This window comes from Microbulbifer maximicatervae (SeqCode), from assembly GCF_052466985.1.
Map to the genome: position 1 here is coordinate 4,581,161 of NZ_CP174298.1, position 24,541 is coordinate 4,605,701.

A 24,541-nucleotide genomic window follows, 5' to 3' on the forward strand; every position below is an offset into this window, starting at 1 on the left:
GCTAGCTCTGTGACGCAAGTATCTCTTTGCAGTTCCGTATCAGCTGCTCCATTTCCTCATCGGTGCCAATAGAGATACGCAAGTACTCACTGATCCGGGGCTTGTTGAAGTAACGTACGAGAATATTACGCTCCCGCAGTGCCAGATACAGAGCTTCTGCGCCGGGCTCCGGTGGTTTGGCCAGAAGGAAATTGGCTTGGGAGGGAATCACTTCGAACCCCAGGTCTGTAAGCGCCCGCTCACAGCGCTCGCGGGTGGCGATGACCTTGCCGCAATTGTCGCTGTGCCAGGCGGTATCGCGGATCGCTGCAGTGGCCACACGCTGGGCAATGGCATCAATGGGGTAGGAGTTAAAGGAGTTCTTGGCTCTCAGCAATCCTTCAATCAGGTGTTTCTGCCCCATGGCAAAGCCGAGGCGAAGCCCAGCGAGGGCATAGGACTTTGACAGTGTGTGTATCACCAACAGGTTGGGGTAGCGATCGATGAGTGTTGCTGCACTCTGTCCGCCAAAATCGATATAGGCCTCATCAATAACCACCACTCTTTCAGGCTGTGAGCGCAATAGCTGTTCAATTTGCTCTAGCGGCAGGTACCGTCCCGTGGGTGCATTGGGGTTGGGAATAATTACACCGGCTGCAGGGGCTGCATAGTCCTCAAGCTGGATAGAGAAATCACCGTGCAGGGGAACAGTGCGGCTTTTGATATTGAAGAGCTGGCAATAAACCGGGTAGAAACTGTAGGTGATATCCGGAAATAGCAGGGGCTCGCTGCGGCGGAAAAAACTGTAAAAACTCAGAGCCAGCACTTCATCGGAGCCATTGCCCACAAATACTTGCTCAGCAGAGAGATTGTGCTTATCGGCAATAGCGCGGCGCAATTCACAGGACTCCGGGTCGGGATAGCGGCGCAATGCATCGGCAAAGTCGTGCTGCTCCAGGAGCTTTAAAGCTTCGGGAGAGGCAGGGTAGGGGTTCTCATTGGTATTGAGCTTTATCAGGGTTTCACTCTTGGGCTGCTCCCCGGGTGTATAGGGTTCCAGCTGGTCGAGCCCTGGGCTCCAATAAATCTTGCTCATGATTCTACCTCTGCGGTACTACTTTGATTGTCGCTGGAGGAGCCTTCAGCGCCCTCTTTAGTTTCTTTTTTCTTGATGGGGATATCAAACAGGTCGGCCGAATTTCCAATAAATTTCTGCATGGGAACAGGGTTGCGGAATAGCATATTATCGTATTTCAGCTCTGTGGATATCGGCGGAACCTCGCTGAATTCGTCCATATTGTTAACGCTTTCAGCTAAGCCCAGGCCGAGGAATGCCAGTGGCAGTGTCAGTGCCACTGTCCAGCGCCAGCCCCTGGCGAGGTTGGTGGCCAGATAGCAGGCGGACCAGAGCATTGCCGGTAATATGATGGCGAGAACCAGGAAATCCAGGACCTGAATAGTGGTGCCGATGGCAAAATTGAAATTGATTAGCCCCCTCAGCCACTCCCAAAAGGTGTAAGTAAGTGCACCTATGGCGGCGATGGATAGATGGGTGAAAAAGTGCGTTTCATGCCTGACTACCCTGCCGATAAACGCCCAGACTCCGGCGTAAATCACCATGCCAATAATGGCCGTGGCAAGAATGTTGACGGCAATAGTCCATTGATAGTTTCGGGCGTAACCGAGGTAGCTCATCAGTACGCTGGCGAAACCAAAACATAACAGCAGCAGTATTGCTCCCAGGGGGTGGGACAAGCTGGAAAACAGGTTCTCCAATGAATGGAGAGGGGTAGCTTCAGGTACCGGGTCATCCGTATGGAAAACCCGGAAGCGTGACTTCCCACACTGCAGCAAGTCACCGGAGGAAATCCTGTGTTGAGCGATGGTATCGGGTTTAACAGATTTGTCTTTCAGGTTTCCCAAAAGCTGGCAGCCGTTGATCGAATTGAGGTCGTGTAAGACGTACTGGCCGTCCTCTCCCCGCTTGATTTCGGCATGGTGGGCATCGGAGTGGATGTCCTCCAGAATTGCATCGTTGTCGTAAGCGCGGCCCAGGGTAAATTTATCCCCGTCCATTCGGTAGCGCAGCTGCACCCGGTGGGCGCGATTGAGTTCTTCAATAATCAGGGCCATTGGATCTCGCTCGTAAACTTCTGGGTAAAGGCGTCGGCGGACTCCTGGGTAAAGCCGGACAAGGTAAAGTGGCTGACCAGTGCGCGATTTTTCTGATCCACACTTAGGCTCAGGAAGAAAATATCGTAGAGGTCAGGAAAGTCCTTGTAGCGTCTGACACAGTAGCTGGTGCGCGCGATCAGGGGCTCGCGATTGCGATCTGGCTTGGACACCGAGGTTTCATTGCCGCGCTCCTGAGAGGTAAATCCTTGCTGGCAGCGAAAATTGGTTACATCTTCTTCTCCAGCGCTATTGCCTGGGTAAAAGGAGTCCATCTGCCCTTCGTACTCGGCATAAAAGCGCGCGGGCAGAAGATCCTCGGCCTGCAGCCAGAAAAATTCGTACTCTACCCGCCCGGTGTTGAAGTCGTCGGACAGGAAAATAACATCTTGTCCTGTGCAGCCTTTATCAATTCGCTTGATCGGGTTAGTTTCGCTCTCTTGGGTGTTTCCCCAGCATTTAATGGCTGGAATTATTTCACCGACAACCTGTGCCTCACCGAGGGCGCGACGCTGCCAGTCGGCCCTCAGTATTGAGTCGATAATTTTTTGCTGGTTATCCAAAAGCTGTTGATAAGTTACTTGCTTCAGGTTGAGAGTGCCGCCTTCAGAGCGGTAGTGTTTTAAAAGTGACGACAGCTTATCCACTGGTACCAGGAAGCTAACCTGGTTACCTGCAGTCGCCACATTAATGCCCACTACCTGCCCTTGGGTATTGATCGCTGGCCCGCCGCTCATTCCCGGATTAATAGATCCGGCAAAGTGAATACGATCGTAGAAGCTACCGCCGGCAATACCGTTATAGGTCCCGGGAATCAAGGTCATGCCCAGGTCCAATGGGTTGCCCAGGGAGACAATGGTTTCCCCTTTTTTGGGAGTGTCTGTCGCCAATTCCAGGTATTCGTCTCCCGGTTTCTCCTGGCGCAGCAGCGCCAGGTCATTGACTACATCAATATCCAGTAGAGTTAATTTTCCCCGGGTGCCATTAACTGCAAGGTATTCCAGGGAGTACTCGTCCGGCTCGCTAACCGCTTGAGCCACTACGTGGTAATTGGTGGCGATCAATCCATCGGGAGAGATTTGAAAGCCTGACCCCAGGCCGGCTTTTGAATTGGAGGATTTTTCGATAAGTCGAATTTGATAGAGGCTGCCGCGATAATCACTGTAGAGCTTTTCATAGCCTTGCGCCATTGCAACAGTGGATAAGCAGCACAGAATCCAGGCGAAGAGCCACGTGGAAAGTTTCGGCATTTTAAATTGATTAAATTGTGGACAGGAAGCGTGATACTACGGGATATAGGATAGTGCAACAAGCGCCCATCACCGGCGCTATCTACCGGTGATGGTTTTGTTTTGGATGGTTAGAGATAGTCCACAATTTTTGGCTGTGTCTCTATCACTTTTTGGTGCGACTCGAGATAAAAGCGGCTGAAGAGTTTGTCGGCTTCTTCCGGAGCGATAAAGCCCTCGCTAAATCCTGGGCTAACTGGATCGAGATGCAGGCGCGCGCAGTTGATCACATGGGCGGCCATCTGCGCCATATTTTCATCCCCAACAGAAATTCGGATAGTGGTTGGGAATATACCCGCCGCTTCCATCGCTTCAGGTGATAGCTCTGAGTGAGATGTCAGGGCAGGGCAGAGCACCATGGTATTTGTCTGGCCCAAGCTCACCATCTGCCCGAAAGCGGGCTCCAGCGCGTCAAAGAAACTTTTAAAGGCTTCGGTAGGAATTTGCGCAGCTTCCATGTCAATGCTGAATAATGGTGTGGGGAACTGGTAGCGCATCAGCGACTCTCGCAGCCCGGAATTGGGGTGGGTTTCCACTGCATGGCTGTTGACACGAATCTTACTATGACTGGCGAAGAAATGGCTGAGGCTCAAAGTATTAATACACTTGGTGAGCATACGCATTTCCAGGGTGCGCATACCGCAATGCACTTCCCAGGCCTTATCTGCATCCAGGAAAGCCCCCTTGATGTAATAAACATCCCAGAACATGCACTGATCCCAATTAAGGCCTTTTGCGCTGTCGCCTTTTGGGATAAACATGCGGTGGTTTTCGCCGATAACCACACCGGCAGTAGCGGCACCGGTGCCACCGATATCCTTGGTGTAGGAGTGAACAACAAAATCCGGTCTCTCTTCCCTATCTTTGCGGCGTAGTGGCTGATATAGGAAAGGGGTTGCCAGGGTGGCATCCAGGCTTACCAGGATATTTTCCCGGTGAGCGGTTTTACAAATAGCCGGTACATCCAGCATGATCCCGTGGGGATTGCATGGAGACTCAATATAGACGTGTATTTTTGCTCCGGCACTGATTGCGTCTGCGTATGCATGCTGGGTATCAGCCAGTAGCTTTTCGAACTCTTCACCGGTAGTGCCATCAAACCAGGCCAGATTGATAGACAGTTTATCTTTGCGGGCGTAGAAATCCTGTAACAGCTGGTGAGTGCCGCCATAGATATTCCTGGAAACAATTAAAATATCCCCGTGGCGCAATTGATTTGACAGGAGTGCATCGATTGCAGCCATACCGGAATTAAAATTCCAGGCCATATACTCACTGGCTTCAGGTCCGCATTCCAAATCCACAATAGCATTGGCCAGGGAAATGGAAGTGGGGTTGAGTAAACGTGAATAAATATCGTGGCTCGGTTCGCGCCCACGGAAAGCATCGTCCACCCACTCGGTGCAGGCATAAATGTAAGTTGCCGTGCGGGCAATTACCGGGGTTGCAGAAAAAATAGCGGGAATATTATCGAACAGGGGATAACCACCCCGTGTGGTGATATTAAAGTCGTCCCCCTGTAGGCTTTGAAAGCTAGCTCGCAATGGGTTTTGTAAGGTGTCCAATAATTTAGCCAGCTGGAAACTCATAAATCGCTTGGCATTGAAATAGGCAATCTTGTCAGACTTGTCTAAGCGTTGGAGTGTGTCCGTTACCTGGCTCCACAGCTGGCTTAGATTGCCCTGTGCCTGGTAGAGCAGGGTTGCGGTCTGTTCTAACAGTTTTCCATGTGCTGACTCACTATCAATACAAAAGTGCTGCAATTGCTCTTTTGCCAGTTCATCAATATTTTTTGCCTCGGTGCTGTTGCGGCGGGGAGAGAGAATTTTTACATCTTCTAGGTTCGCTTCCATTGTGTCCTCACTACGTGATGCTTTTTGTTATATGGCGACTCTAACAGTCCTGTGCGGCGCATAAAACACTTGGCGGGCAATTAGTGTGTAATTTGCTGTGTTTTGGCGTGATCGATCTGTAATTTGGAAATCTGTACAGTAGCTTCCAGTTGAGGGGGTAGGTGGCTGTGGTATTGGTTGCCGGCCATGGAAAGGCAGCCCCCACAACATTTAAACAGGATTTAATTTCCTCGTAGCCTTAGGTGGCGCGATGAAATAAAGGGATTCAGCGCAAGCTGAACGGTCAAGCTGGAGTCGGCAGGTGTAGAGTCTTAGTCGATTCTCTTGGATGAGCTTGTCCGGGCATGGATGCCAAATTTTGCTCTTGATAGTGTTGTTGTAACCGTCGATGGTTGGGACCATCATTTCGGGCCGGCAGTTTTATTACTGCCGGCTTTTTTTAATTTGGACTCCATTTTGAGAGCTATTACCCATACAATATTTTCCAGTCTTCAAGCCTGCCGTGTAGCACCCAATAAAGTTCTGTGACGCAATTCAAATTAGATTAAATTGGCGAATGGGATCATCGATTGATTTCAACAAGTTCCAAGAACAGTTTTATATTTATTTTAAAAAATATGGCCTGATTTTGGTCTCGGTGTCGCAATAGTGGAAAAGGAATAATCCTTGCGTCTCGGTTCTTCTTAAGTTGAGCGCTGATTAAATATTATTTTTGGCGTACGGTGACTCTGTGCGCGCTATGTGCCCCTTTTATATATTTGGTGTGTGATTGTCTGTAATAAGGTGTGATCGACCTGTAGTCCTTAAGTCTGTACATTGAGGTCCAGTTGAGGGAGTACAGGTGATTGTGGGAACAGTTACCTCGCCATGGAAGGGTAGCTCCCACAATAAAATTTCGGATGGATTTAATTCCCTTATCGCCCATTGCGCGTTAGGGAGTGAAGGGATTCAGCGCAAGCTGAGCGGTCAAGCTGGAGTCGGCAGGTGCAGAGTCTTGGTCGATTCAACTGGATATGCTTGCCCGGGCACGGATGCCGAATTTTGCTCTTGATAGTGTTGTTGTAACCGTCGATGGTTGGGACCATCATTTCGGGCCGGCAGTTTTATTACCGCCGGCTTTTTTAGGGGATGAGCCGGTTGTGATGATACAGTCACGGACGTATTTTATATCAATTAAAATGTCCGTTGATGACACCAAATAACAATTTTTTGGAGAGGGATGAATAATGGGCGAGTGTGATAAAAAGCTCCCACTGGACCTTGAGGTGCCTAAAGAGGGGATGACTTTAGATCTGGTTTTGCGGCCCCAGGAGCAGAAAAATAATGAGCCAGTATACTGGCCATTGCATATTGAGGGGACTCCCGGAGAGGAGTTTGGCAATATGCACTTCAAAATTCACCGGAAGGCTGAACTGATCTTACGAGTGAAGCTGGACCTGTCAGATGTGCCAGGACGTGAGCTTGAGTTTGTACGTTACCGCCAGGGTCATAAGCTTGACGGTCTCATTGCATTGACCCCTGATTTCCGTCACCAGTTCCGCGCTCGCGCACGTGAAGTGGATGGGGATTACACCCAGTTGATTATCCGCATCAAGGATAGGGCAGATATTCAGGACCGCTTTAACTTCCTTTGGATGTGTGTCGACCCTGAAACCGGTATGCATTTTGTATCGGGTGACCCTCAGGCTGTTGTGGATCCTTTTCCTGTCACTGGTGGTGGAGGTGGCAATGCCGGAAGTGGCAATAGCGACTCGGAAGGGGGAACTTAGTCTAGGCAGGCCTGATTAAGCACCAACTGAGATGCTTGGGGTTGAGTACATAGTTTTTGGAATGCTGGTAGGGCAAACCATTCTGTACTCATTCCCTGGCTCAGTAATTGCTCCAAGTAATAGTTAGCTGATTGCCACTCACCTGCCATGGCATAAACTTGAGTTGCGGTGTGCTTGATATAGGTATCGCTGGAAGATTCTCGCAGCAATTCCATGATCAGAGCGATTGAAGTTGCAGTTTCACCCAGGTTAGCCAGGGCTATTGCACGATACTGCTTTGCCCTTAAATCAGTACTTTTAGCTGTAACTTCTAATATCTCATTGAAATATTCGTGGGCTTTTGCCTGCTTACCCTGCATCAGATAGGTTTCGGCAATTTGATTGAGTACGACAATATTATCTGGAGATTTTTTTAAAAGCTCAAAGTACACCTCTTGTGCGTCTTTATATTTTCCCCGTAACAGTAAAATTGTTCCGAGATTGCTTCTCATTCCCCAGGTGTGGAACTCTGGTGGAACTGTTGTCAAGGTTTCTTCGGCTTGAGCAAAATCTCCTTGTTCAAGCTCTATTGCAGCTAGTACGGCATAACCAGGCCAGTAGTCAGGTTCTTTTTGTGTTAATTCTTGTAGATTTTTTTTGGCGAGTTCGTAGTCTGCTATAGCAAACTGGTTTATAGCTACAAGATAATGGTTATTATTGGAGGGGTTGAGAGCCACAGCTTGTGACGCATAATACAATCCCTGCTCATAATCCCCTTGAGAATAATTGAAGCGAGCGAACTCGGCCAATAAGTGAGCGGAAGGATAGCCCTTTGATTGTAGTTTCCTGAGCGTAGATTCGAAGCTCTCTCGGTCGGGCCGTAAAGATTTTATCTGTAGCTGGGCTTCAAGAAGCGCCATTTTATCAGCACCCGAATCACCTCCATTTGTTAATAGGGCAAGGGCTGAAGTAAGTACTTTACTATTGTTTGTTTTGACAAATATTGTGGCAGCTGTTGTGGCGTATGCGGTGTAGAGATTTGTGTTTTTAGGATACTTGCTAATTAAGGTTTCTAGCACTTCAAGCGAAGTAACTGTAGGCGCCTTCCTATCATCTGAACGGGTATCTAAGTAAAGAGAGTAGTCTTCAGGGGCCATGCGAGTTTCAGTTTGCGAGGTTATCTTATATGCATGGGGAAACAACTCTAAGGTTGTATTAATGATTGAATATTGAGCCTCCTGCTGCATATCACTGATGAAGTCAAAGCTCGCTTGCTGTCTTACTTGTCTATCTATAGGGGTGATGCGCTGAAGCTCTATATTACAGCGACTCTTAAGGCATTTGAGGCTTGCAAATAAAGCATCTGTAATACCCCTGTTATGTAATGTCTCCAATTGGGCGTCAATGCTCGTTCCTGGAGTTGGCGTAAAGCTTACCAGAGCACTCGACTTTAGCTTGTTTGGAGTGCTCATCAATGCCTGCCTTACCATTGTAGATACCAAAACCTCTGAGTCTTTGCCCCCAGTTAAGCTCCCGTTAAACTGAATAGGCAATACTGCAATATACTGCGGCGGTAGTTGCATAAATGTATGCCATACCCAAAAACCTACACCACTAATGGTTGCTAAGCCCGCTGCTGCCCAAACAATGCGGCGGCGTTGCTTTTTGGGTTTAATCAGTAACTGCGTAACCGTTTCCGAGTACTGCTGAGTATCTTCATCGATGCCGTGCTTATGCACCAGCTCTAGGGCCTCAAAAACCTGTTGGGCACTATCGGGGCGCTGTTCTGGCCGTTTGGCCAACAAGCGATCGAGAAGGGCGATTAGAGGCCTGGGGATCTCCGGCCAAGTTTTTTGGGGCGGTATATGGGGTTTGGTGGTTATTTGTTGGGCGAAAGCGAGTGCGCCCATCTCTCCGCGTTCAAAAGGTTTTTCGTTGCAGAGCAGCTCATAGGCAATGCTTCCAAGGCTAAAGAGGTCGCTACGAGCGTCCAATTTTGTCCCCTGCAGTTGTTCTGGGGACATAGCCTGAACACTGCCGGCAATATGGTCTTCTCGGGTCAACTGTTGATCACAATCCAGGGCTTTGGCAATACCAAAGTCGGTAATCTTGGCGATGCCATCAATGGTGACAAGAATGTTCTCTGGTTTTAAGTCCCGATGGATGATTCCCAGGCAGTGAGCTTTCCCCAGGCCTTGGCAAATTTGCATCAACAGGTCGAGCTTTTCCGCTAGGGTCGGAGAGTTCTCCCGCATCCAATCCTTGAGTGTTACTCCCTCAACCAGTTCCATCACCAGGGCAATACTGTGCTTTTCTTCAAGGACATCGTACAGACGGACAATGTTGGGATGATTGAGCCTGGCGAGAAGTTGAGCCTCACTGCGAAAGCGCGCTTCTGCAGAGTTGCCAGTCATATCTGAGCGTAACTGTTTGATAGCTACTTTGCGCCCGAGCTTGACGTCCTCGGCAAGGTAAACAACCCCCATTCCCCCGGCGCCGAGGGTACGCTCAACCCTGTATCGGCCCTGATATTCCTCAGTTTTTTCTAGCGCAACTACGTCCATTGTAATCTGTTCTTCTCGGATGGATGGGGGATTTTACCTGATAGTACAATTTCGTGAAGGCATCTGTCGCCCCTTAAAGGGAAATGGTTCACGTTATTCCATTCTGTTTGACTTGCTTTTGACCGTTTAGCTGTCAATCCTGCCAGAACATAGTGTTGGATAACTGATGCGTAAATCATCAAAACTTGCCAAAGTGCAAATAGACTGAAAGTCAATAGTTGTGAACCAGACTGGAGCCATACCTAACTCTAAAGTCTTTCTTATGTAGGCTTTAGCGGAAAGCATATCGCCGCTGGCCATATAAACCTGGGCGCGGCTGTAATTGACAAATAGGCCGTCTGGAGCGGTGTTATCCATCTTTAATAGTGTCTCAATGGCTTGCTCACCCTGGCCCAGTTCAGAATAGGCCCTTGCCCGCAGTAACAATCCAAGCCAGTCCTCCTGCTCTTGTGCCAAGGTCAGGGCGCGCTGGGCAAACTCTTGGGATTGCAGCTGTCTATTTTCCAGGCGGGCAATCTCTGCCAGCAGCAGATATACATGGGGATCGTTAGGGGCTCGTTCAGCAACATGACTCAGGCAGTTTTTTGTATCCTGCAGCTGCTGTTCGATGTAATAGGACAAGCAAAGGTTGAAAGTATCCCGGTCCCCTAAATGCTTTAAGCCCACTTTACTAAGGAGCCGGATAGACTCTTTGGGGCGGCCTGAATCCAATTCATTGGCTGCAAGCAAGGAGATAGCATCAATATATTGATTGTTGAGACGGATCGCATGTAAAAGGTAAGGCCTCGCTTTTTCCATTTGCCCCATCAGGGTCAGGGTCAAAGCCTTTTGGCGGAGATAAAGAGGGCTGGTACGAATGTTGAGCGCTTGGTTAATGACTTCCAGCGCACGGTTGTAATTCCCCCCTCGCTGGTGGGCTTTTGCGCGTAGGAAGTAATAGAGAGCTTGATCAGGTAGTTGTAGCTTTAGTTTTGCAAGTAAGGACTCTGAAAGCTCTGTATCTGCCAGGAAGATGGCAATACGCAACTTAGTGATCAACACCGTTGGGTGGTTGGAAATCTTTGTTGGTATGTTGTTGAGCATCCCTGTGAGTCGGCCGCGTATTTTGGTATCCCGCGAGTGATATAGGTGGGTGGCTAATAGATCCGCTAACAGTTCATAGTAGGAGGGGAAGTAGGGATTCCTTTTTAGCAGAGCCTCAACTTTGGTAATTGCCCCGGCAACATTAGCTTCATTATTGCGCTGTTCGAATATCTCGAGGTACTGTCGGTAATCTTCAGGGCTAAGGTTGAACTGAGCTCCTTGGCTTCCTGTAGGGTAGTTGGGGAGTAGATAGTGCAGCTGTTGCAAGACGCGTGCGCGGCTCTCCAGCGGTGCATCCAGGTTCAGCATGGCGCTACTGTTGGCAGTTTCAGCAAACCCTTCGGTTTCTATAAGGGCAAATGAAGCTTCACAGGCGGTGGCTTCACAGTTTAGGGCAAATTGGAGCAGCAGCTGTGCGTTGAGCGCTTGCGCCTGCTCCCGCAAAGGCTTGCCTTTTAGTTGCTGGGATTCCGAATAGGGCACAAGTAGTAGCGCTGGTTGATCGGAAAGCCCCTGTTTGATGGAACTGAGAAGGTTATTGGCCAGTAGCTTTTCCTCTCGGCTGCGCAGGTTTGATAAGTCTGGCTCAATAATCGCAATGTACTTTGCCGAGGGTTCTTTACTTCCCCATAGAGAAAGCTCAGGAAAAACAGCGGCGGTTAAGCCGAGTAACATCGCACCGGATACTAGGAGTATGCCGGCTAGAAGTTTGTGTCCTTTGTTTGTACGTCGATGTTGTACATGAAAGTCTTCCGTGGTGATCGTGATGTCATGGTCATCGGCGGTTTCATGATCCGATGTTAATTGGCTCAGTATCACATCCAAATCGGTGGCTACAACGGCAGCACTGACGGGGCGTTTGTCCGGGTTTTTGGCCAGCAGCTTATCCAGTAACTTGCAAAGCGCCGTAGGAAGTCCGGGGTTTATGGCCCCTGCTGGTGGGTGCGGGTTGTTGATGATCCGATCGATAATAACGTATGGGCTTCCATGCTTGCCGAAGGGAGGCTGATCACACAGTAGGTGATAGGCGAGCATCCCCAGGGCAAATAAGTCACAGCGGTTATCCAGTTTCTCGCCGAGGGCCTGCTCGGGAGACATTGCGTACCAGCTGCCAGCGATATGCTGCTCGCGGGTAATTTCTTTCGTATCCTGCCAGCTCCGCGCAATTCCAAAATCAGCGATTTTTGCGACGTTATTGCTGTCAATAAGGATGTTGTCAGCTTTCAAGTCGCGGTGAATAATTCCAGCCGCATGGGCACGCGCAAGACCGGTAGTGATTTGCTTGAGTAGCTGGATTTTCTGGCAGAGGCTGGGGTTAAACTCCCGTGCCCAATAGGTGAGTGGGCGGCCATCAACATACTCCATAACTAGGGCTACATCGTTCTGCTCCTCCACAACATCATAAATTTGTACGATATGGTTGTGGTTTAGTTGTGCGAGCAGTAATGCTTCCTGGCGAATTCGCCGTGAGGCAGATTCGTCTTCAGGGTTGTTGAGCAATCGCTTTATAGCGACCTCTCGGTTAAGTCGCTCATCTTTGGCGAGGTACACAACTCCCATTCCCCCGGCTCCAAGCTGCCTGATGATCTTGTACCGGCCGATATAAGAGGGTGGTTGCGCTGACATTGTAATTCTTGCCGAGGGATAAGAGATTCAGCTCCGCCACCCTGGCAAATAATTACTGAATAGATAATAAGGGGCTTAGCCTTAAGCCCCCTTTCTGGAGATGAAGCTATACCGTTTCCGGCTCTGTTTTTGCCTCGAGTTGGTTGCCTTTATAAATTTCGAATTGCGGGCAACCAATACGGATTTCCCAGGATCGACGCTCTACTAGGCTCGATGTATCCACTGCATCAGGTAGGGATTCAGAGATTTGTTTGCGGGCGCGGAAAATTTGGGTGTTCAAGTGGTTAACAGTGATACCCAGCTCGTGAGTGGCTACCTGAATAGAAACCCAGCCCTGGGAGTCAGTGTCCATGCCGCTCTGCATATCTTTGTGGCGGGCACGAGCAAGGTACAACAAGAGATAGTTGTGGATTCTTGCTGGTAAGGATTGCTTCATGCCTTCCCGCTGAAGTTGTAACTGCACATGCTCTTCGTGGGAACTCACAGAGAACTTCAGCTCAAAGTCGACAATAGACAGCTGCTGCAGTGACAACTCTTTCGTTGCCCCTTGGTTGTCCGCCAGGAATAGCTGCCAGCTATGCAGGCCGCAATCGATGCGATCGCCATGATTTACCAGGATCTTATCGCCGTCTTCAGCGGATGGGCCTGTGAACTCGTACAACCACTGCCCTGTTAGGGGGCTGTACTGAAGGCTGGCGAGAGGCTCATTTTCGTCGGGCAGCAGGTGGTATTGTTCCAGTGGCTGTGCCTCGCCGGAGTGAATATCGATCAACAAGTTCTCGGGAGCGTCGAGGTTTTCGACGATCCAGGCTGGGTTATTAGCCCGACCAAAAGCGATCTTATCACCGGTTTGGAGTGGGTAGCTCTTAGCTGGTACCAGCTGCTGGCCATTTAGCCAAGTGCCATTGCGACTCAAGTCGCGGATATTCCAATGAGTACCGGTCCACTGCACTGCGGCATGGATGCCCGATATTTCAGCACTTGTGATTCTTGTGTCTACTGCACCCTGCCGGCGCCCAATGGTGTGGTGTGCCATTAAGTAAACTGGTTGTTCCCTATCTGGATGCTGCAAGCAAGCCATATTCCTACCCTTCTGCCGTGGCCAACTCAAGTTGTGGCCTGATTGCGACAAAGTTCATTCATACTGGTGGATGCCCGCTGTGCTTGTCCTGCGAATACCTCAGCAGTACGGAGTCTTGGCTTACCATCTGCGGCGATTATTTCCCTTGAGCTGAGACACTACTTGTTGTGATTGGCGCTGCTCTGCGCCGCTGTCTCACTGATAGTCTCGGAGAGGATTGCCCCAGTTTTGAATGATTTAGTCACTACGATTTTTGGAAATTGTTCTATTTTTGCGCTCCCTTGATAACTGTCTCTAGAGGGAGTGCAATAATTGTCAGTAATTGCTTCCATTTTCGCTGAAAAGTTGTGCCGCCGTCAAAAATCTTAAAGACCTTTTCGTACTTTTACTTGTGACTTGGTTAATGTTCTCCAAATACACGGCTGCACACTAGTTTAATGGATACTTGCCTGTATCTTTGTCGACCGGATCTTCTTTAATCGATGGCTACACAATATATTTCACAGTTGTGCGCCAGTGCTAGCGGCATTACTGCTAATTTGGTAAATGGATACCACTTTTACTGTTATTGAAAATAAGTCTCAATTGTAAAAGAGAATATATATTATTAACTGTTAAATTTGGCACTTTTGACGGCTTGTATGTCATTGTTGAAAAGGCTGATTTGAAGTAGCTGCTTTGGCGCGCTATTTATCAGATGCACTTAGGTGACACTTTGCAGCTAAAGAATGAAAATTTAGCGGTGGTGAAGCCCGAAGCTAAACGCTGGGGCACTCTGACGATATTTAACCTTTGGGCCAACGCTGCACAAAGTCTCGCTGGCTATACCCTGGCGGCAACCCTATTCCTCGGCCCCAATACGAATGCTTGGCTGGTTCTCGCTGGGATCGCTATTGCAGCAATTTTAATTATTATCTTGTTAAATTTAATCGGTGAACCGAGTGTTAAATGCGGTATACCGTTTCCCGTATTGGCCAGGGCGAGTACGGGGATCCGAGGTGCTAACGTTCCTGCGCTGCTTCGGGGGAGCGTGGCAATATTTTGGTATGGTGCGCAGACTTGGTTTGCTGCCCATGCCATGTCTTTATTACTGAGAGAGTGGTGGCCACAAGCTGTCGGAGGGCAGTGGCTGGCAATGGACCGGATCGATTGGGCTTCCCTCGTACTTGTCTCATTATTTCAAGCTCTTCTATTTTTCAAAGGTATCAATACGATCCGTTGGTTTATCAACCTGGCTGCACCCTGTGTCTATGGAGTGATGCTAGCGCTGTTGTGGATGCTAGTGGTTCGCAGTGACGGACAGTTTTCATTTACTGTTGCTACTTTCTTTGATCGGTCTATAGCATCCTGGGGCGATGGCTTGGTCCAGCTCATCAAAGTCACAGGTACTATGTTGGCTCTCTATGCGCCGATAATCCTAAGTTATGGAGATTTTGCTCGCTTCTGTAAGAACGTGTCTGTTATGCGAAGGGGAAATTGGCTGGGAATCACTATAAATATGACTGGCTTTGCGATAATTGTTCTGTTCACTACTATCGCCGCCCAGTCAGTTTTCCACCAGAACCTGGCGAATCCCACTGATATTGTGCAGAAGCTTGGGAATCTGGAACTGTCATTGATCGCCGCGGTTGTTTTTTTTACAGCAACGGCCGGCATCAATGTGGTGGCGAACTTTGTGGCTCCAGTTAACGATATTTCAAATCTTCTGCCAAAGTACCTGGGGTTTCGCAGGGCGGCATTGATAACGCTGTTTCTGGCCTTTCTGATTAGTGCTTTGTGGCCCGCTGTTATCAAACAAATCGGTTTAGTGGCGTTCGTAAACTGGATGGGGGTTTTTCTGGCGCCTGCCTATGGTGTCATATTGTCTCACTACTACTTAGTAGAGAAGCGCCAGATGGATGTAGGGCAGTTGTATTACAGCGAAAGTGATGGGCGTTATTACTATTTCTGTGGCTGGAACCCGCGAGCACTGCTGACTTTATTGGGGACATGTATTGTCATCACAATGCTAGCTTTTTTCTTACCGAGAGGGTTGATGGCAGGCGTCGACTGGCTATTGGCTGCAGCTGCTGCTTGCGTTGTTTATTGGAGTGTTGCGAAGCGCAGTTAGGGGGGAGCCCGGAGGAATTTCCGGGCTCAGGGGGTGTACTTTTTTGTTGTTAGATACGGATACCTTCGATATCCAGGATCATCTCAACTTTCTGCGAGGCTGGGCCTAGGGATTTGATACCGAATTCTTTCAGCTCGAACTCAGTGGTTCCACTGAAGCCCTGGCGGTAGCCGCCCCAAGGGTCTTTACCGCCACCGATATTGGTAACGTCAATTGTGATTGGCTTAGTGATACCGCGCAGGGTCAGTTCGCCATTTAGACGGGCTTTGCCGTCTTCCAGAGGTTCAAAGCTAGTGCTCTTGAAAGTAGCAGTGGGGAATTTTGCGGTATCGAGGAAGTCATCACTGCGCAGGTGCTTGTCTCGCTCAGCGTGATTGCTGTTGAGGCTAGTTACATCGATGTCGACATTGATAGAAGATTTTTCTGGCTGCTTTTCATCGTAAAAGAAGGAGCCGTTGAAGTCATCGAAACGGCCGTACAGCCAGCTGTATCCAAGGTGCTTGATACGAAACTGCACAAAAGCGTGAGCCCCTTTGGTGTCGATTTTGTATTCCGCTGCTTGGGCTACAGTCCCCATCAGAGCTGCAATAAGAAATACAGAGAGCTTCTTCATGTCATTTTTTCCTTATTTGGTGGTTGAGAGTGTTGTTTGTACGTGTGAGTGATCGTCTGTAGAGCCCTTTACACGGATGCCAAGGATTCTGCGCAGTGTGCCGTCACGGTCAATAAAGTGATGCTTGAGGGCTGCCAAGATATGTGCTGCTACGAGTCCAATCAGGCCCCAGGCAAGGATTTCGTGGATAGATCCCGCAATGTCTTCCTGATTGGGAATTCCTTGTAAGGTTGCAGGGATGCTCACTATGCCGAAGACATCGATAGAGCGGCCATCGGCGGTAGAAATCAGATAGCCGGAAACCATGATTGCCAGTAGTAACAGGTAAATCAGTCCATGAGTGGCGGTGGCGGCAAATTTCTGCCAGTTGGGTGTTTGGGGGTTGCTCGCCGGAGATGGGTTGGCAAAGCGCCAAGCCAGCCTGAAGAGTAGAAACCCTAGCAGGATGATGCCCACCCCTTTGTGAATTTCAGGGGCTCGTTGATACCAGGGATCGTAGTAGGATAGCTGGCGCATCCACCAACCGAGAATAAAAGTCCCTATGATCGCAGGGGCCATTATCCAGTGGAGGGCGATGGCTACCCAGCCGTAGCTGGAGGAGCTGTTTTTGGCCTGCACTTCTCTCTCCTATTGGTAGTACGTCACACTTAGATTTGCTAAGTGCCACTAGGGTACAGCCTTTGGGCTCTACCACCAATGGGGAGTTCCTGAGTATGGGGAAGGAGTCAAAGGTGTTAGTAGGAAATGCCGCGCTATATCGAGCGCCCCAGGGAGCTTTCGCGCTCGGCCGCCTGAAGGATGCGCTCACAAGATAGCCGATCCAGCGAGGAAGAACGCTGTGCCAATTGGTCTGCCAGCCAGCTGGTGGAGTGCTCTTCATCCCCAAGGGCTAGTTGTTCCAGCTGCCAGATAACATTTAGTAGGGTCTCACGCTCAAACCCGGTCTCAACCGCATGGCTGGTAAATAGATGGGGTTCCAGTTGTTCCAAATCGTTGCGCTTGAGCACTAACTCCGCATAGGTAGGGTACCAGCGGCTGCTAAACGGTTCTGGCCGCTGGTGGTAGTCGAAGGTGATTCGCAGCCGGTTTCCGTCGGCATCTTCCAGAAGCGGGGTGTCATGTTCGTAGGCGGGCAGCGCTGGATTGTTCCGCAAGATATCCACGATGGCGTGCCAGTCACTGGCATTTTCGTAACAGAGCCTGACGGGCTCTACCAGTTCACGGGTCCCCTTGTGATCTTCCAAAGACAGTTTTTGGCCTGGACGGTACCAGTACAGGTTAAGAAGCTGCTCATCGGCCAGGTCTGCAAGATGTGCACTGGTTAGTGGCTCTTCAGACAATGCACTCAGGTGGTCAACGGCCTGCTGTACGCTGAGCCATTGCTTGCGGTGGAAGTGTTGCTTATTACCTGTAATTCCCATTCTATTCTCCCGGCGCAATTCTACGACCTGGAGCCTCAAGTTTAGCAGGGTGCAACGCTGCTCCAGTCACTATCGTGCCTTTGCGGCGTGGGAAGATAAAAGTTGCTAATCCATGATTATAGAAAGGGTACAATGGCGCCTTTTCATATCCAGGGCATGCTGAAAAAATGAGGCCGCTCACTGGGCTGCTGTCACTGGTTTTATCCGTGCAGTTTGCGCTGATGTATCGCCGATAGATTCAGACTATTCAGTCAATAAATATGGGGTTGAAATGCGTGTTACTCTCCCAGAGTTGCTGCGGTTTGATATTGCCTCTGGCGCGGCTAAAGCCTAGACGCTCGGCGCATGAATTTATTGCAGTGGAGCAGTTTCCCATGAGCCATAAATATACACAGCCATGTTGATTGCGATAGGCAGCCTGTAGCCCGGATTATGTAAATACACTGATGAGAGCAGAGTCCGCTTAGTTTGTGATAAGTGGATTTCAAGATATTAAAAAAGAAACGGGTAACCTGTGAATATGGCGTGACAGCCTGACCTGTAAGCCCGGAAAATTAAAAGAGCCTTTAGATGTTTAACTTTCTCCCTTCGTTTTTGCTGTTGGTCATATCTTCGGTGTTGCTGGCCGTTAGCACATTGGTTTGTGCAGCCCCCATACTCTTGTTTTCAGTTTTTAGATTTATTCTCCCTTTTGCCTTTCTGCAAAAACTTTTCATGGGTTTTTTTATTTCTTGGGCAGAAATGTGGATAACCCTAAATAAAGGCTGGATGAAGCTGACCCAAAGAACCCAGGTGGATGTACAGGGGATAGAGCATCTCGATCAACATGGATGGTATCTGGTCACAGCGAACCATCAAAGCTGGGTTGATATCTTTATTATGCAGTCGATTTTTAATCGAAGAATTCCATTCCTGAAATTTTTTGTGAAGCAAGAGTTGATCAAAGTTCCTGTGATTGGAATGTGCTGGTGGGCACTCGACTTTCCATTTATGAAGCGTTACAGCAAAGAATTTTTGAAAAAACATCCAGAGATGCGCGGTAAGGATCTTGAAGCGACGAAAAAATCTTGCGAAAAATTTAAGCTAATACCCACCAGTATCATGAACTTCCTTGAAGGAACAAGGTTTAGCAAAGAGAAGCATCAAAGACAGCAATCGCCTTTCAAACATCTTCTAAAGCCCAAGTCCGGAGGGATTGCTTTTGCAATGCACTGTATGGGTGAGCAGCTGAACCAGCTACTGAATGTCACCATTGTTTACCCTGATGGTATACCTACTTTTAAAGATTTCCTTTCCGGTAAGTTAAAGAAAGTGATTGTTCGTATTGAGAAAGTCCAGTTGCCGAGCCGTTTTTTTGACAGAGACTACGCAACCGATCAGGAGTTTCGGGTGGAGTTTAATCAGTGGGTAAATGAATTATGGACTGAAAAGGATGCCCTGATTGATAAACTTTTAATAGAAAGCAGGGCTTGAGTGAGGTTAGTAGAGAGGTTCACTCGTGACCCTCTCTACGGGCCGAACGTCACTATAGCCAAATAGGGAGCTGAGCCCGGATCTCCTCGGGTTCACAAGCCACCAGATTTTTTCCTGTTTCTCCTGCTATTGTTGCGCGGGTTGGAGATTTCAAGGCATCCCTCAAGCTGCCAACCATATAGGGTTCTGCGACAATATACAGCTTTTCGTACTGGCCCTCCTGTCTTCCCCTCTCCAGGGTATGTGCAATTTCTCTGGCGAAATTCTCACCTTCACGGCGATGTAATCCTGCAGAATTACCTACTGAGTGCCTTCCCTGACCATAGCTGTCGAAAGTGCGTCCGGGCGCATCACTCTCTTGGTCTCTGCCAGAGAGCCGTGATTCTGGATGGAGAAGTGCCTGGATTTCATTGAGATTTCCTGCGCGTTTGTTGGCTTCAAAAATTCGCGCTTGGGACTGGTTAGCCACAAGGACCCATGCTAAGGCCATGAACATATCCTCGTTTAACTGCCTTATTTAATCCTAGTAAATAGCCATATTGGCCACGAGCCCTGGTTGCTTATTGATGGATATGGAGGTGGAAATTCTCTTTAGGTGCACTTGGAAAGGAAGTTTTTAATATTTATATGTACAAAAGAAATATACGACAACTCTCATATTCAATTTGTAATGGCTTTTATCGGCACTTAATCCCTTCGTTTGTCGCAGTATTTCCTAGACTGTACTCAAGATGTAACAGGCGCAAGACGGACTCTTGAGTTTTTCTGGCGCCTTTTGCGGCTTAGCGTAAAAAGAGGTTGTAGATATGAGTCTGATCCCCAGAGGGTCCCTATTGGACCTTGATAATATGTTTGAACAAATGCTCTCACCGACCCGTGCAATCGGTTCTGAACGCGAGGGATTTTTTTCTCCGCGTATAGATGTGAGTGAGCGCAAGAATATGTATGAAATTAGCGCTGAGCTGCCGGGAGTGGGTAAGGACGATATCAGTGTAACTCTCGAAAATGGGGTTTTGACTCTTGAAGCTGAGGTGCACCGCGAGGTGAAAGAGAAGAAGGATGGCCGCGTGCTTCGCCAAGAGCGGCGTTACGGCAAGTTCCTGCGCAGCTTCAATCTTGGTGAAGATGTTCGCGAAAGTGAGATTGATGCAAATTTCAAAGATGGAATTCTCACTCTCACGGTACCAAAACATGAGGGGCACCCGCCGCAAAGGAAGCGGATTGAAGTGCACTGATCGATGGGGTTAAGAGTGGTGGGTTTTACCCATCACTCTCTTTGGCATTTGTCTTAAGAGTTTTGAGGTACCTATGAAAGTTAAACACGCAATGCATGAGGGGGCTACCTGGTGCACCCCGGATACTCCATTACAGGAGTTGGCAAAAATATTGCGCGATGAGGATATTGGTGCAGTACCGATCGGAGAAAATGACAAGCTTGTAGGAATAGTGACTGATAGAGATATTGTATGTCGCGGTGTGGTTCAGGGAGGTAATCTCAGCTCTCTATCTGCCCGCGATGTTATGACAGAAGGGATTGAATGGTGCTGGGAGGAGGATGATCTGCTGTCTGCTGTCCACAAAATGGAGCAACAGCTGTTACGCCGGATGCCGGTACTCAATAGTGAAAAGCGCATGGTCGGTATTCTCAGTTTAGGGGATATTACCAGTGCCATCGCCAGCAAGCAGGGTGGGCAGTTCGCAGCAGCGGTCTCCTCGCACCACTGAGTGTGGGACTTAACGCATAATGCTCTTTACAGTCGTCAATCTATATTGGCGGCTGTTGGAAGTTTTAGTGCTCTAGAGTGTCTTGTCTGAAGCCTGTGAATCCCTCGGCAACCTGATGGCTCCATCTACTACTGGGCTGTTGATAGTCTTATTTACTTCCTGTCTGAGCTTGATCATGTTCACGGTCGACCCCGATGTCCGTTAAATGTGATTATTTGGGAGGCGTGAAGGAAGAATCAGTCGTATAATCCCTACTTTTTTTGAGGTTACTTATGGCTGTGACTCAGGAGCAGTTGGCACAACGCAGTGGAAATCAGTGCGAGCTCTGTAAAGCAGAAAATGGCTTGGCGGTTTATGACGTACCCCAGTCAGAGGGCTATCCAGATGCGGCAGTATTATTGTGTCAAACCTGTAGGGACCAGCTGGAAAATCCTGCACAGCTGGAAAGTGCGCACTGGCAGTGTCTGTCGGAGTCTATGTGGAGTACCGAGCCGGCAATTCAAGTGTTGGCATGGCGTATTCTAAAGCGCTTATCTGGCGAGACCTGGGCCCAAGACTTGTTTGACATGTTGTATTTGGATGGCGATTTGCTGGCCTGGGCAGAGGCCGGGGCAATACCAGAGGCTGGTGAGTTGGTGATTCATCGGGATAGTAATGGTGCCCAGTTACAAGCTGGAGATAATGTAGTTATTATCAAAGACTTGGATGTAAAAGGAAGCAGTTTGGTTGCAAAACGGGGAACGGCAGTTCGCGGTATCAGCTTAAGCGATAATCCTGAGCATATCGAAGGACGGGTCGAGGGTCAGAGAATTGTTATTCTGACAAAGTTTGTGAAAAAGAGTGGCTGATAAATATTTCAGAAATAACTTCATTTTCTGAAAAGGGTATCTGCCGGCGGACCCGAAATACTCCCCTATCCGTCTTAATTATGAAAATAAGAAAGGTATAGTTTACCTTTCTTATTTTTTTGCAAAATATTTCCGCTTTTATAAATTAACTGATAATTTTTAGAGTAAAATACGGTGTAATATTGAAGACGATAATAGCAATTTTGTATTGTGCTAGATATTGAAAGTATGCACGGCCTAAATCTTGTTCATTAAGCTCAAATATTCGTGCGTGAATCCTGGTGATCGACTTCCTCAGGCAGACAAGTCCAATAGTTGATAGCAGTAGTATCAATATGTTTATAATCGAAGCCCAGCCTAAAAATAGTGTTAGATTTTCAGTTTCCATGTGAAATTTCCTTGCAGTTCTTTCTCGTATAAACCGATAGTTTTATGAGTAGATAGTGGAAAGTGCCACAATAGTCAGGCACTAGCTTTCAAATAAGTTGCGTTTGTGGATAGGGGTAGTCCCAGTTAGTTGAAGAGCTATGTTATATGATATAGCTATTGTCCGATGCTCATTATTCCTAGACACTGTGTGATAGTGCAAATGAGAGGTTGGCAATATGGTAGCTATAAAACATGAAGCCTATCTATGAAATTCGCAGTGGTGCGCTGGCTGGGTTTAATCTATTGGTGCCACAGCTCGGTGGTCAGTCATCAGATTTTTTAGCGCAAGTGGGGCTTCCTGCGGATTTTACACGTCGTCCAAATATCTTGATTCCCATTGCAACGCTGGTGGACCTCCTTAATTTGTGTTCACGGGACTTGTCCTGTAGTGACTTTGGCTTGCGATTGGCGGGGAAGCAAGGGCTACGTATGCTGGGCGTCCTTGGTAAGCTGATACTGGAAAGTGAGAATCTATCCAGTGCTTTGACAGTAACTCATCGGTATATGGTGTTACACAACCAGGCGGACCACTGGAAAATTTACCAAACCGATGACTGCTTGATTGCAGAGAGAGTTAATCACTTCCCCGACGCAATTCCCGCGCAACAGTATACTGAACTTTCAGTAGGCGCCGCCTATCGCCTGATACAGGAGATGGTTGGCTCGAAAGTATCTCCCCGCTCTGTTTCATTTCGGCATAAGCCCCAATCTTCGCTGAGTAGTTACCAAAATTTTTTTGGCATTGAGGCTAGTTTTGAGCAAGATCGAGATCGCTTGGTTTTTGATGGATCATTGATGAACTATCCCCTCGCTAAACCCAGCAGCGGTCTTATGAGATATTTTGAGGAGTTTTCCAAGTGCTTATTGGCAGAGCACAAGGGTGATATCAGCCGACAGGTTCAAGTCTTAATCCTTCAAACTCTCGGGGCCCAGCAGCACTCCCTGGAGCAAATTTCTCGCTTACTCGGTATGCCAATGAGAACGCTTCAGCGCCGTTTAAATGAAGCGGGAACCTCCTTTAAGCAGTTGGTACAGGGGGCGCGAATGAAGACTGCTCGCTGGCATCTACGGGCCTCAAGTATTGATGTGGGATTACTATCAGCAAGTTTGGGCTATACCGATATCAGTGCTTTCTCAAAAGCATTTCGAGCCATTCATGGAAGCTCCCCACTGCAGTGGAGGAAGCGACAAGCTATTAATTGTTAGTCAATTAAAGGAATTATTTTGAATAATTGTTCAGCGCTACCAATTATTACTATAAGGGTGAGCTTTTAGATTTTTCCTGATTTTACTTCAGCAGCGGCGCTTGGCTTTGCACCAATAATCTTAGGGGACTATGCTGGGCGCCACTGGAACGAATGATGAAAGGCAGAATTGAAAATGAGTGCAGAGACAATCCGTTGTAAAGCAGCTGTAGCTTGGGGGCCTGGGGAGCGTTTGGTTATTGAGGATGTCGATGTTATGCCTCCCCAACGGGGTGAAGTTCGCGTGAAATTACACGCCACCGGCGTTTGTCACACAGATGCGTTCACTTTGTCAGGAGATGATCCTGAAGGGGTATTCCCGGCAATCCTCGGCCACGAAGGTGCGGGTGTTGTTGAGTCCGTTGGTGAGGGGGTGACCAGTGTCTCTGTCGGGGATCATGTAATTCCTTTGTATACCCCCGAATGTGGCGAATGTAAGTTTTGTCTCTCCGGAAAGACCAATTTGTGCCAAAAAATCAGGGGCACCCAGGGTAAAGGGTTAATGCCTGACGGTTCGACACGCTTTTCGGTAGATGGGAAACCCATTTTCCATTATATGGGATGCTCTACTTTTTCTGAGTACACAGTCCTTCCTGAGATATCTGTGGCAAAAATTAATCCCGAAGCCCCCTCAAATGAGGTTTGTCTGCTGGGTTGTGGTGTTACTACGGGAATGGGAGCCGTTACCAATACCGCCAAGGTTGAGCCGGGCTCCTGTGTGGCAATTTTTGGTTTGGGCGGAATTGGTTTATCCGCAGTGATCGGAGCCAAGATGGCTGGTGCCTCACGAATTATTGGTGTCGATATTAATGAGGACAAATTTGCGCTGGCGAAGAAATTGGGAGCCACTGAGTGTATTAACCCCAAGGCTTACGATAAGCCTATCCAAGAGGTTATCGTAGAGCTTACCGATGGCGGAGTGGATTATTCTTTTGAGTGTGTGGGCAATGTTAACCTGATGAGAGCTGCCTTGGAGTCTTGCCACAAAGGATGGGGGGAATCCATTATTATTGGAGTGGCAGGTGCGGGACAGGAAATCAGTACACGCCCATTCCAGTTGGTTACAGGGCGGGTTTGGAAGGGATCAGCATTCGGCGGTGTAAAGGGGCGCTCTGAATTGCCTTCTTTCGTAGAGCGTTACCTGGCTGGAGAATTTAAATTGAATGACTTTATTACTCACTCAATGCCCCTTGAGCAAATAAATGATGCCTTCGATTTAATGCACGAAGGTAAAAGTATTCGCAGTGTTATTCATTTCCAGCAAGCTTGATAGGACCACTTAA

20 protein-coding genes are annotated in these 24,541 nt (G+C 48.5%); 8 read left to right on the top strand and 12 right to left on the bottom strand.

Features of this window, described 5'->3' with window-relative positions; all coding sequences use genetic code 11:
• Position 1 precedes the first annotated feature (1 nt).
• From hisC to ACJJI3_RS20200, 4 genes are all read right to left on the bottom strand, one after another.
• A complete protein-coding gene (gene hisC / locus ACJJI3_RS20185) occupies positions 2–1,075 on the bottom strand; it encodes a histidinol-phosphate transaminase (RefSeq protein ID WP_444915501.1) in 1,074 nt (357 codons plus the stop codon).
• Positions 1,072–2,112, bottom strand: a complete 1,041-nt coding sequence (locus ACJJI3_RS20190) for an FHA domain-containing protein (protein ID WP_444940735.1) — start codon at positions 2,110–2,112, stop codon at positions 1,072–1,074. The genes hisC and ACJJI3_RS20190 overlap by 4 nt, the downstream gene beginning before the upstream one ends.
• Positions 2,103–3,401, bottom strand: coding sequence for a S1C family serine protease (locus ACJJI3_RS20195; protein ID WP_444940736.1), 1,299 nt, complete (start codon positions 3,399–3,401; stop codon positions 2,103–2,105). Before ACJJI3_RS20195 ends, ACJJI3_RS20190 begins: the two co-directional genes overlap by 10 nt.
• A gap of 110 nt (positions 3,402–3,511) precedes the next feature.
• Positions 3,512–5,293 carry a trans-sulfuration enzyme family protein gene (locus tag ACJJI3_RS20200; RefSeq protein ID WP_444896067.1) on the bottom strand — a complete coding sequence of 594 codons (1,782 nt, stop codon included), beginning with the start codon at positions 5,291–5,293 and terminating at the stop codon, positions 3,512–3,514.
• 1,226 nt (positions 5,294–6,519) lie between these two features.
• Between ACJJI3_RS20200 and ACJJI3_RS20205 the strand changes: the two genes are divergently transcribed.
• Positions 6,520–7,062, top strand: a complete 543-nt coding sequence (locus tag ACJJI3_RS20205) for a hypothetical protein (protein ID WP_444940737.1) — start codon at positions 6,520–6,522, stop codon at positions 7,060–7,062.
• Here ACJJI3_RS20205 and ACJJI3_RS20210 read toward each other — a convergent pair.
• From ACJJI3_RS20210 to ACJJI3_RS20220, 3 genes are all read right to left on the bottom strand, one after another.
• On the bottom strand, positions 7,059–9,605 hold the full coding sequence (locus tag ACJJI3_RS20210) for a protein kinase domain-containing protein (protein ID WP_444940738.1): 2,547 nt from the start codon (positions 9,603–9,605) through the stop codon (positions 7,059–7,061). The two genes, ACJJI3_RS20205 and ACJJI3_RS20210, sit on opposite strands and share 4 nt — an antisense overlap.
• A gap of 126 nt (positions 9,606–9,731) precedes the next feature.
• Positions 9,732–12,314: a protein kinase domain-containing protein gene (locus ACJJI3_RS20215; RefSeq protein ID WP_444940739.1), complete on the bottom strand. Its 2,583-nt coding sequence runs from the start codon at positions 12,312–12,314 to the stop codon at positions 9,732–9,734.
• Between the two features lie 106 nt (positions 12,315–12,420).
• The gene (locus ACJJI3_RS20220) at positions 12,421–13,395 is read right to left on the bottom strand and encodes an FHA domain-containing protein (protein WP_444934196.1); all 975 of its coding nucleotides are present in this window, start codon (positions 13,393–13,395) and stop codon (positions 12,421–12,423) included.
• A gap of 715 nt (positions 13,396–14,110) precedes the next feature.
• Here ACJJI3_RS20220 and ACJJI3_RS20225 point away from each other — a divergent pair.
• The gene (locus ACJJI3_RS20225; RefSeq protein ID WP_444940740.1) at positions 14,111–15,505 is read left to right on the top strand and encodes a cytosine permease; all 1,395 of its coding nucleotides are present in this window, start codon (positions 14,111–14,113) and stop codon (positions 15,503–15,505) included.
• A 49-nt stretch (positions 15,506–15,554) separates the two neighbouring features.
• Here the strand turns inward: ACJJI3_RS20225 and ACJJI3_RS20230 are convergent, their stop codons facing one another.
• The 3 genes from ACJJI3_RS20230 to ACJJI3_RS20240 form a co-directional block, all read right to left on the bottom strand.
• A complete protein-coding gene (locus tag ACJJI3_RS20230) occupies positions 15,555–16,118 on the bottom strand; it encodes a YceI family protein (RefSeq protein WP_108734532.1) in 564 nt (187 codons plus the stop codon).
• Positions 16,119–16,130: 12 nt separating this feature from the next.
• A complete protein-coding gene (locus ACJJI3_RS20235; protein WP_444915508.1) occupies positions 16,131–16,736 on the bottom strand; it encodes a cytochrome b in 606 nt (201 codons plus the stop codon).
• A 134-nt stretch (positions 16,737–16,870) separates the two neighbouring features.
• Positions 16,871–17,539: a hypothetical protein gene (locus ACJJI3_RS20240; RefSeq protein ID WP_444915509.1), complete on the bottom strand. Its 669-nt coding sequence runs from the start codon at positions 17,537–17,539 to the stop codon at positions 16,871–16,873.
• Positions 17,540–18,109: 570 nt separating this feature from the next.
• Here ACJJI3_RS20240 and yihG point away from each other — a divergent pair.
• A complete protein-coding gene (gene yihG / locus ACJJI3_RS20245) occupies positions 18,110–19,012 on the top strand; it encodes a 1-acylglycerol-3-phosphate O-acyltransferase, YihG family (protein ID WP_444940741.1) in 903 nt (300 codons plus the stop codon).
• Between the two features lie 52 nt (positions 19,013–19,064).
• Here yihG and ACJJI3_RS20250 read toward each other — a convergent pair whose 3' ends face one another.
• Positions 19,065–19,502 (bottom strand): host attachment protein, encoded by a 438-nt coding sequence (locus tag ACJJI3_RS20250; protein ID WP_282931224.1) that lies wholly within the window; start codon positions 19,500–19,502, stop codon positions 19,065–19,067.
• Between the two features lie 316 nt (positions 19,503–19,818).
• On the opposite strand from ACJJI3_RS20250, the gene ACJJI3_RS20255 reads away from it, so the two are divergent.
• The 3 genes from ACJJI3_RS20255 to ACJJI3_RS20265 all read left to right on the top strand — a co-directional run bounded on the left by ACJJI3_RS20255 (position 19,819) and on the right by ACJJI3_RS20265 (position 21,585).
• The gene (locus tag ACJJI3_RS20255) at positions 19,819–20,247 is read left to right on the top strand and encodes an Hsp20/alpha crystallin family protein (protein WP_282931225.1); all 429 of its coding nucleotides are present in this window, start codon (positions 19,819–19,821) and stop codon (positions 20,245–20,247) included.
• 73 nt (positions 20,248–20,320) lie between these two features.
• Complete coding sequence (locus ACJJI3_RS20260; RefSeq protein ID WP_282931226.1) at positions 20,321–20,737, top strand: CBS domain-containing protein; 417 nt, start codon at positions 20,321–20,323, stop codon at positions 20,735–20,737.
• A gap of 272 nt (positions 20,738–21,009) precedes the next feature.
• The gene (locus ACJJI3_RS20265; RefSeq protein ID WP_282931227.1) at positions 21,010–21,585 is read left to right on the top strand and encodes a PhnA domain-containing protein; all 576 of its coding nucleotides are present in this window, start codon (positions 21,010–21,012) and stop codon (positions 21,583–21,585) included.
• 145 nt (positions 21,586–21,730) lie between these two features.
• Here the strand turns inward: ACJJI3_RS20265 and ACJJI3_RS20270 are convergent, their stop codons facing one another.
• Positions 21,731–21,973 carry a DUF6868 family protein gene (locus tag ACJJI3_RS20270; RefSeq protein WP_444940742.1) on the bottom strand — a complete coding sequence of 81 codons (243 nt, stop codon included), beginning with the start codon at positions 21,971–21,973 and terminating at the stop codon, positions 21,731–21,733.
• A gap of 233 nt (positions 21,974–22,206) precedes the next feature.
• Here ACJJI3_RS20270 and ACJJI3_RS20275 point away from each other — a divergent pair, with 233 nt between their 5' ends.
• A complete protein-coding gene (locus tag ACJJI3_RS20275; protein WP_444940743.1) occupies positions 22,207–23,220 on the top strand; it encodes an AraC family transcriptional regulator in 1,014 nt (337 codons plus the stop codon).
• Between the two features lie 174 nt (positions 23,221–23,394).
• On the top strand, positions 23,395–24,528 hold the full coding sequence (locus ACJJI3_RS20280; RefSeq protein ID WP_444915513.1) for an S-(hydroxymethyl)glutathione dehydrogenase/class III alcohol dehydrogenase: 1,134 nt from the start codon (positions 23,395–23,397) through the stop codon (positions 24,526–24,528).
• The last annotated feature ends 13 nt before the right edge of the window (positions 24,529–24,541 follow it).

What these genes read in the sequence shown, in the direction of transcription:
- hisC (WP_444915501.1), bottom strand. Translation starts at nt 1,075, where the DNA reads ATGAGCAAGATTTATTGGAGCCCAGGGCTCGACCAGCTGGAACCCTAT.
- ACJJI3_RS20190 (WP_444940735.1), bottom strand. Translation starts at nt 2,112, where the DNA reads ATGGCCCTGATTATTGAAGAACTCAATCGCGCCCACCGGGTGCAGCTG.
- ACJJI3_RS20195 (WP_444940736.1), bottom strand. Translation starts at nt 3,401, where the DNA reads ATGCCGAAACTTTCCACGTGGCTCTTCGCCTGGATTCTGTGCTGCTTA.
- ACJJI3_RS20200 (WP_444896067.1), bottom strand. Translation starts at nt 5,293, where the DNA reads ATGGAAGCGAACCTAGAAGATGTAAAAATTCTCTCTCCCCGCCGCAAC.
- ACJJI3_RS20205 (WP_444940737.1), top strand. Translation starts at nt 6,520, where the DNA reads ATGGGCGAGTGTGATAAAAAGCTCCCACTGGACCTTGAGGTGCCTAAA.
- ACJJI3_RS20210 (WP_444940738.1), bottom strand. Translation starts at nt 9,605, where the DNA reads ATGGACGTAGTTGCGCTAGAAAAAACTGAGGAATATCAGGGCCGATAC.
- ACJJI3_RS20215 (WP_444940739.1), bottom strand. Translation starts at nt 12,314, where the DNA reads ATGTCAGCGCAACCACCCTCTTATATCGGCCGGTACAAGATCATCAGG.
- ACJJI3_RS20220 (WP_444934196.1), bottom strand. Translation starts at nt 13,395, where the DNA reads ATGGCTTGCTTGCAGCATCCAGATAGGGAACAACCAGTTTACTTAATG.
- ACJJI3_RS20230 (WP_108734532.1), bottom strand. Translation starts at nt 16,118, where the DNA reads ATGAAGAAGCTCTCTGTATTTCTTATTGCAGCTCTGATGGGGACTGTA.
- ACJJI3_RS20240 (WP_444915509.1), bottom strand. Translation starts at nt 17,539, where the DNA reads ATGGGAATTACAGGTAATAAGCAACACTTCCACCGCAAGCAATGGCTC.
- yihG (WP_444940741.1), top strand. Translation starts at nt 18,110, where the DNA reads ATGTTTAACTTTCTCCCTTCGTTTTTGCTGTTGGTCATATCTTCGGTG.
- ACJJI3_RS20250 (WP_282931224.1), bottom strand. Translation starts at nt 19,502, where the DNA reads ATGGCCTTAGCATGGGTCCTTGTGGCTAACCAGTCCCAAGCGCGAATT.
- ACJJI3_RS20255 (WP_282931225.1), top strand. Translation starts at nt 19,819, where the DNA reads ATGAGTCTGATCCCCAGAGGGTCCCTATTGGACCTTGATAATATGTTT.
- ACJJI3_RS20260 (WP_282931226.1), top strand. Translation starts at nt 20,321, where the DNA reads ATGAAAGTTAAACACGCAATGCATGAGGGGGCTACCTGGTGCACCCCG.
- ACJJI3_RS20265 (WP_282931227.1), top strand. Translation starts at nt 21,010, where the DNA reads ATGGCTGTGACTCAGGAGCAGTTGGCACAACGCAGTGGAAATCAGTGC.
- ACJJI3_RS20270 (WP_444940742.1), bottom strand. Translation starts at nt 21,973, where the DNA reads ATGGAAACTGAAAATCTAACACTATTTTTAGGCTGGGCTTCGATTATA.
- ACJJI3_RS20275 (WP_444940743.1), top strand. Translation starts at nt 22,207, where the DNA reads ATGAAGCCTATCTATGAAATTCGCAGTGGTGCGCTGGCTGGGTTTAAT.
- ACJJI3_RS20280 (WP_444915513.1), top strand. Translation starts at nt 23,395, where the DNA reads ATGAGTGCAGAGACAATCCGTTGTAAAGCAGCTGTAGCTTGGGGGCCT.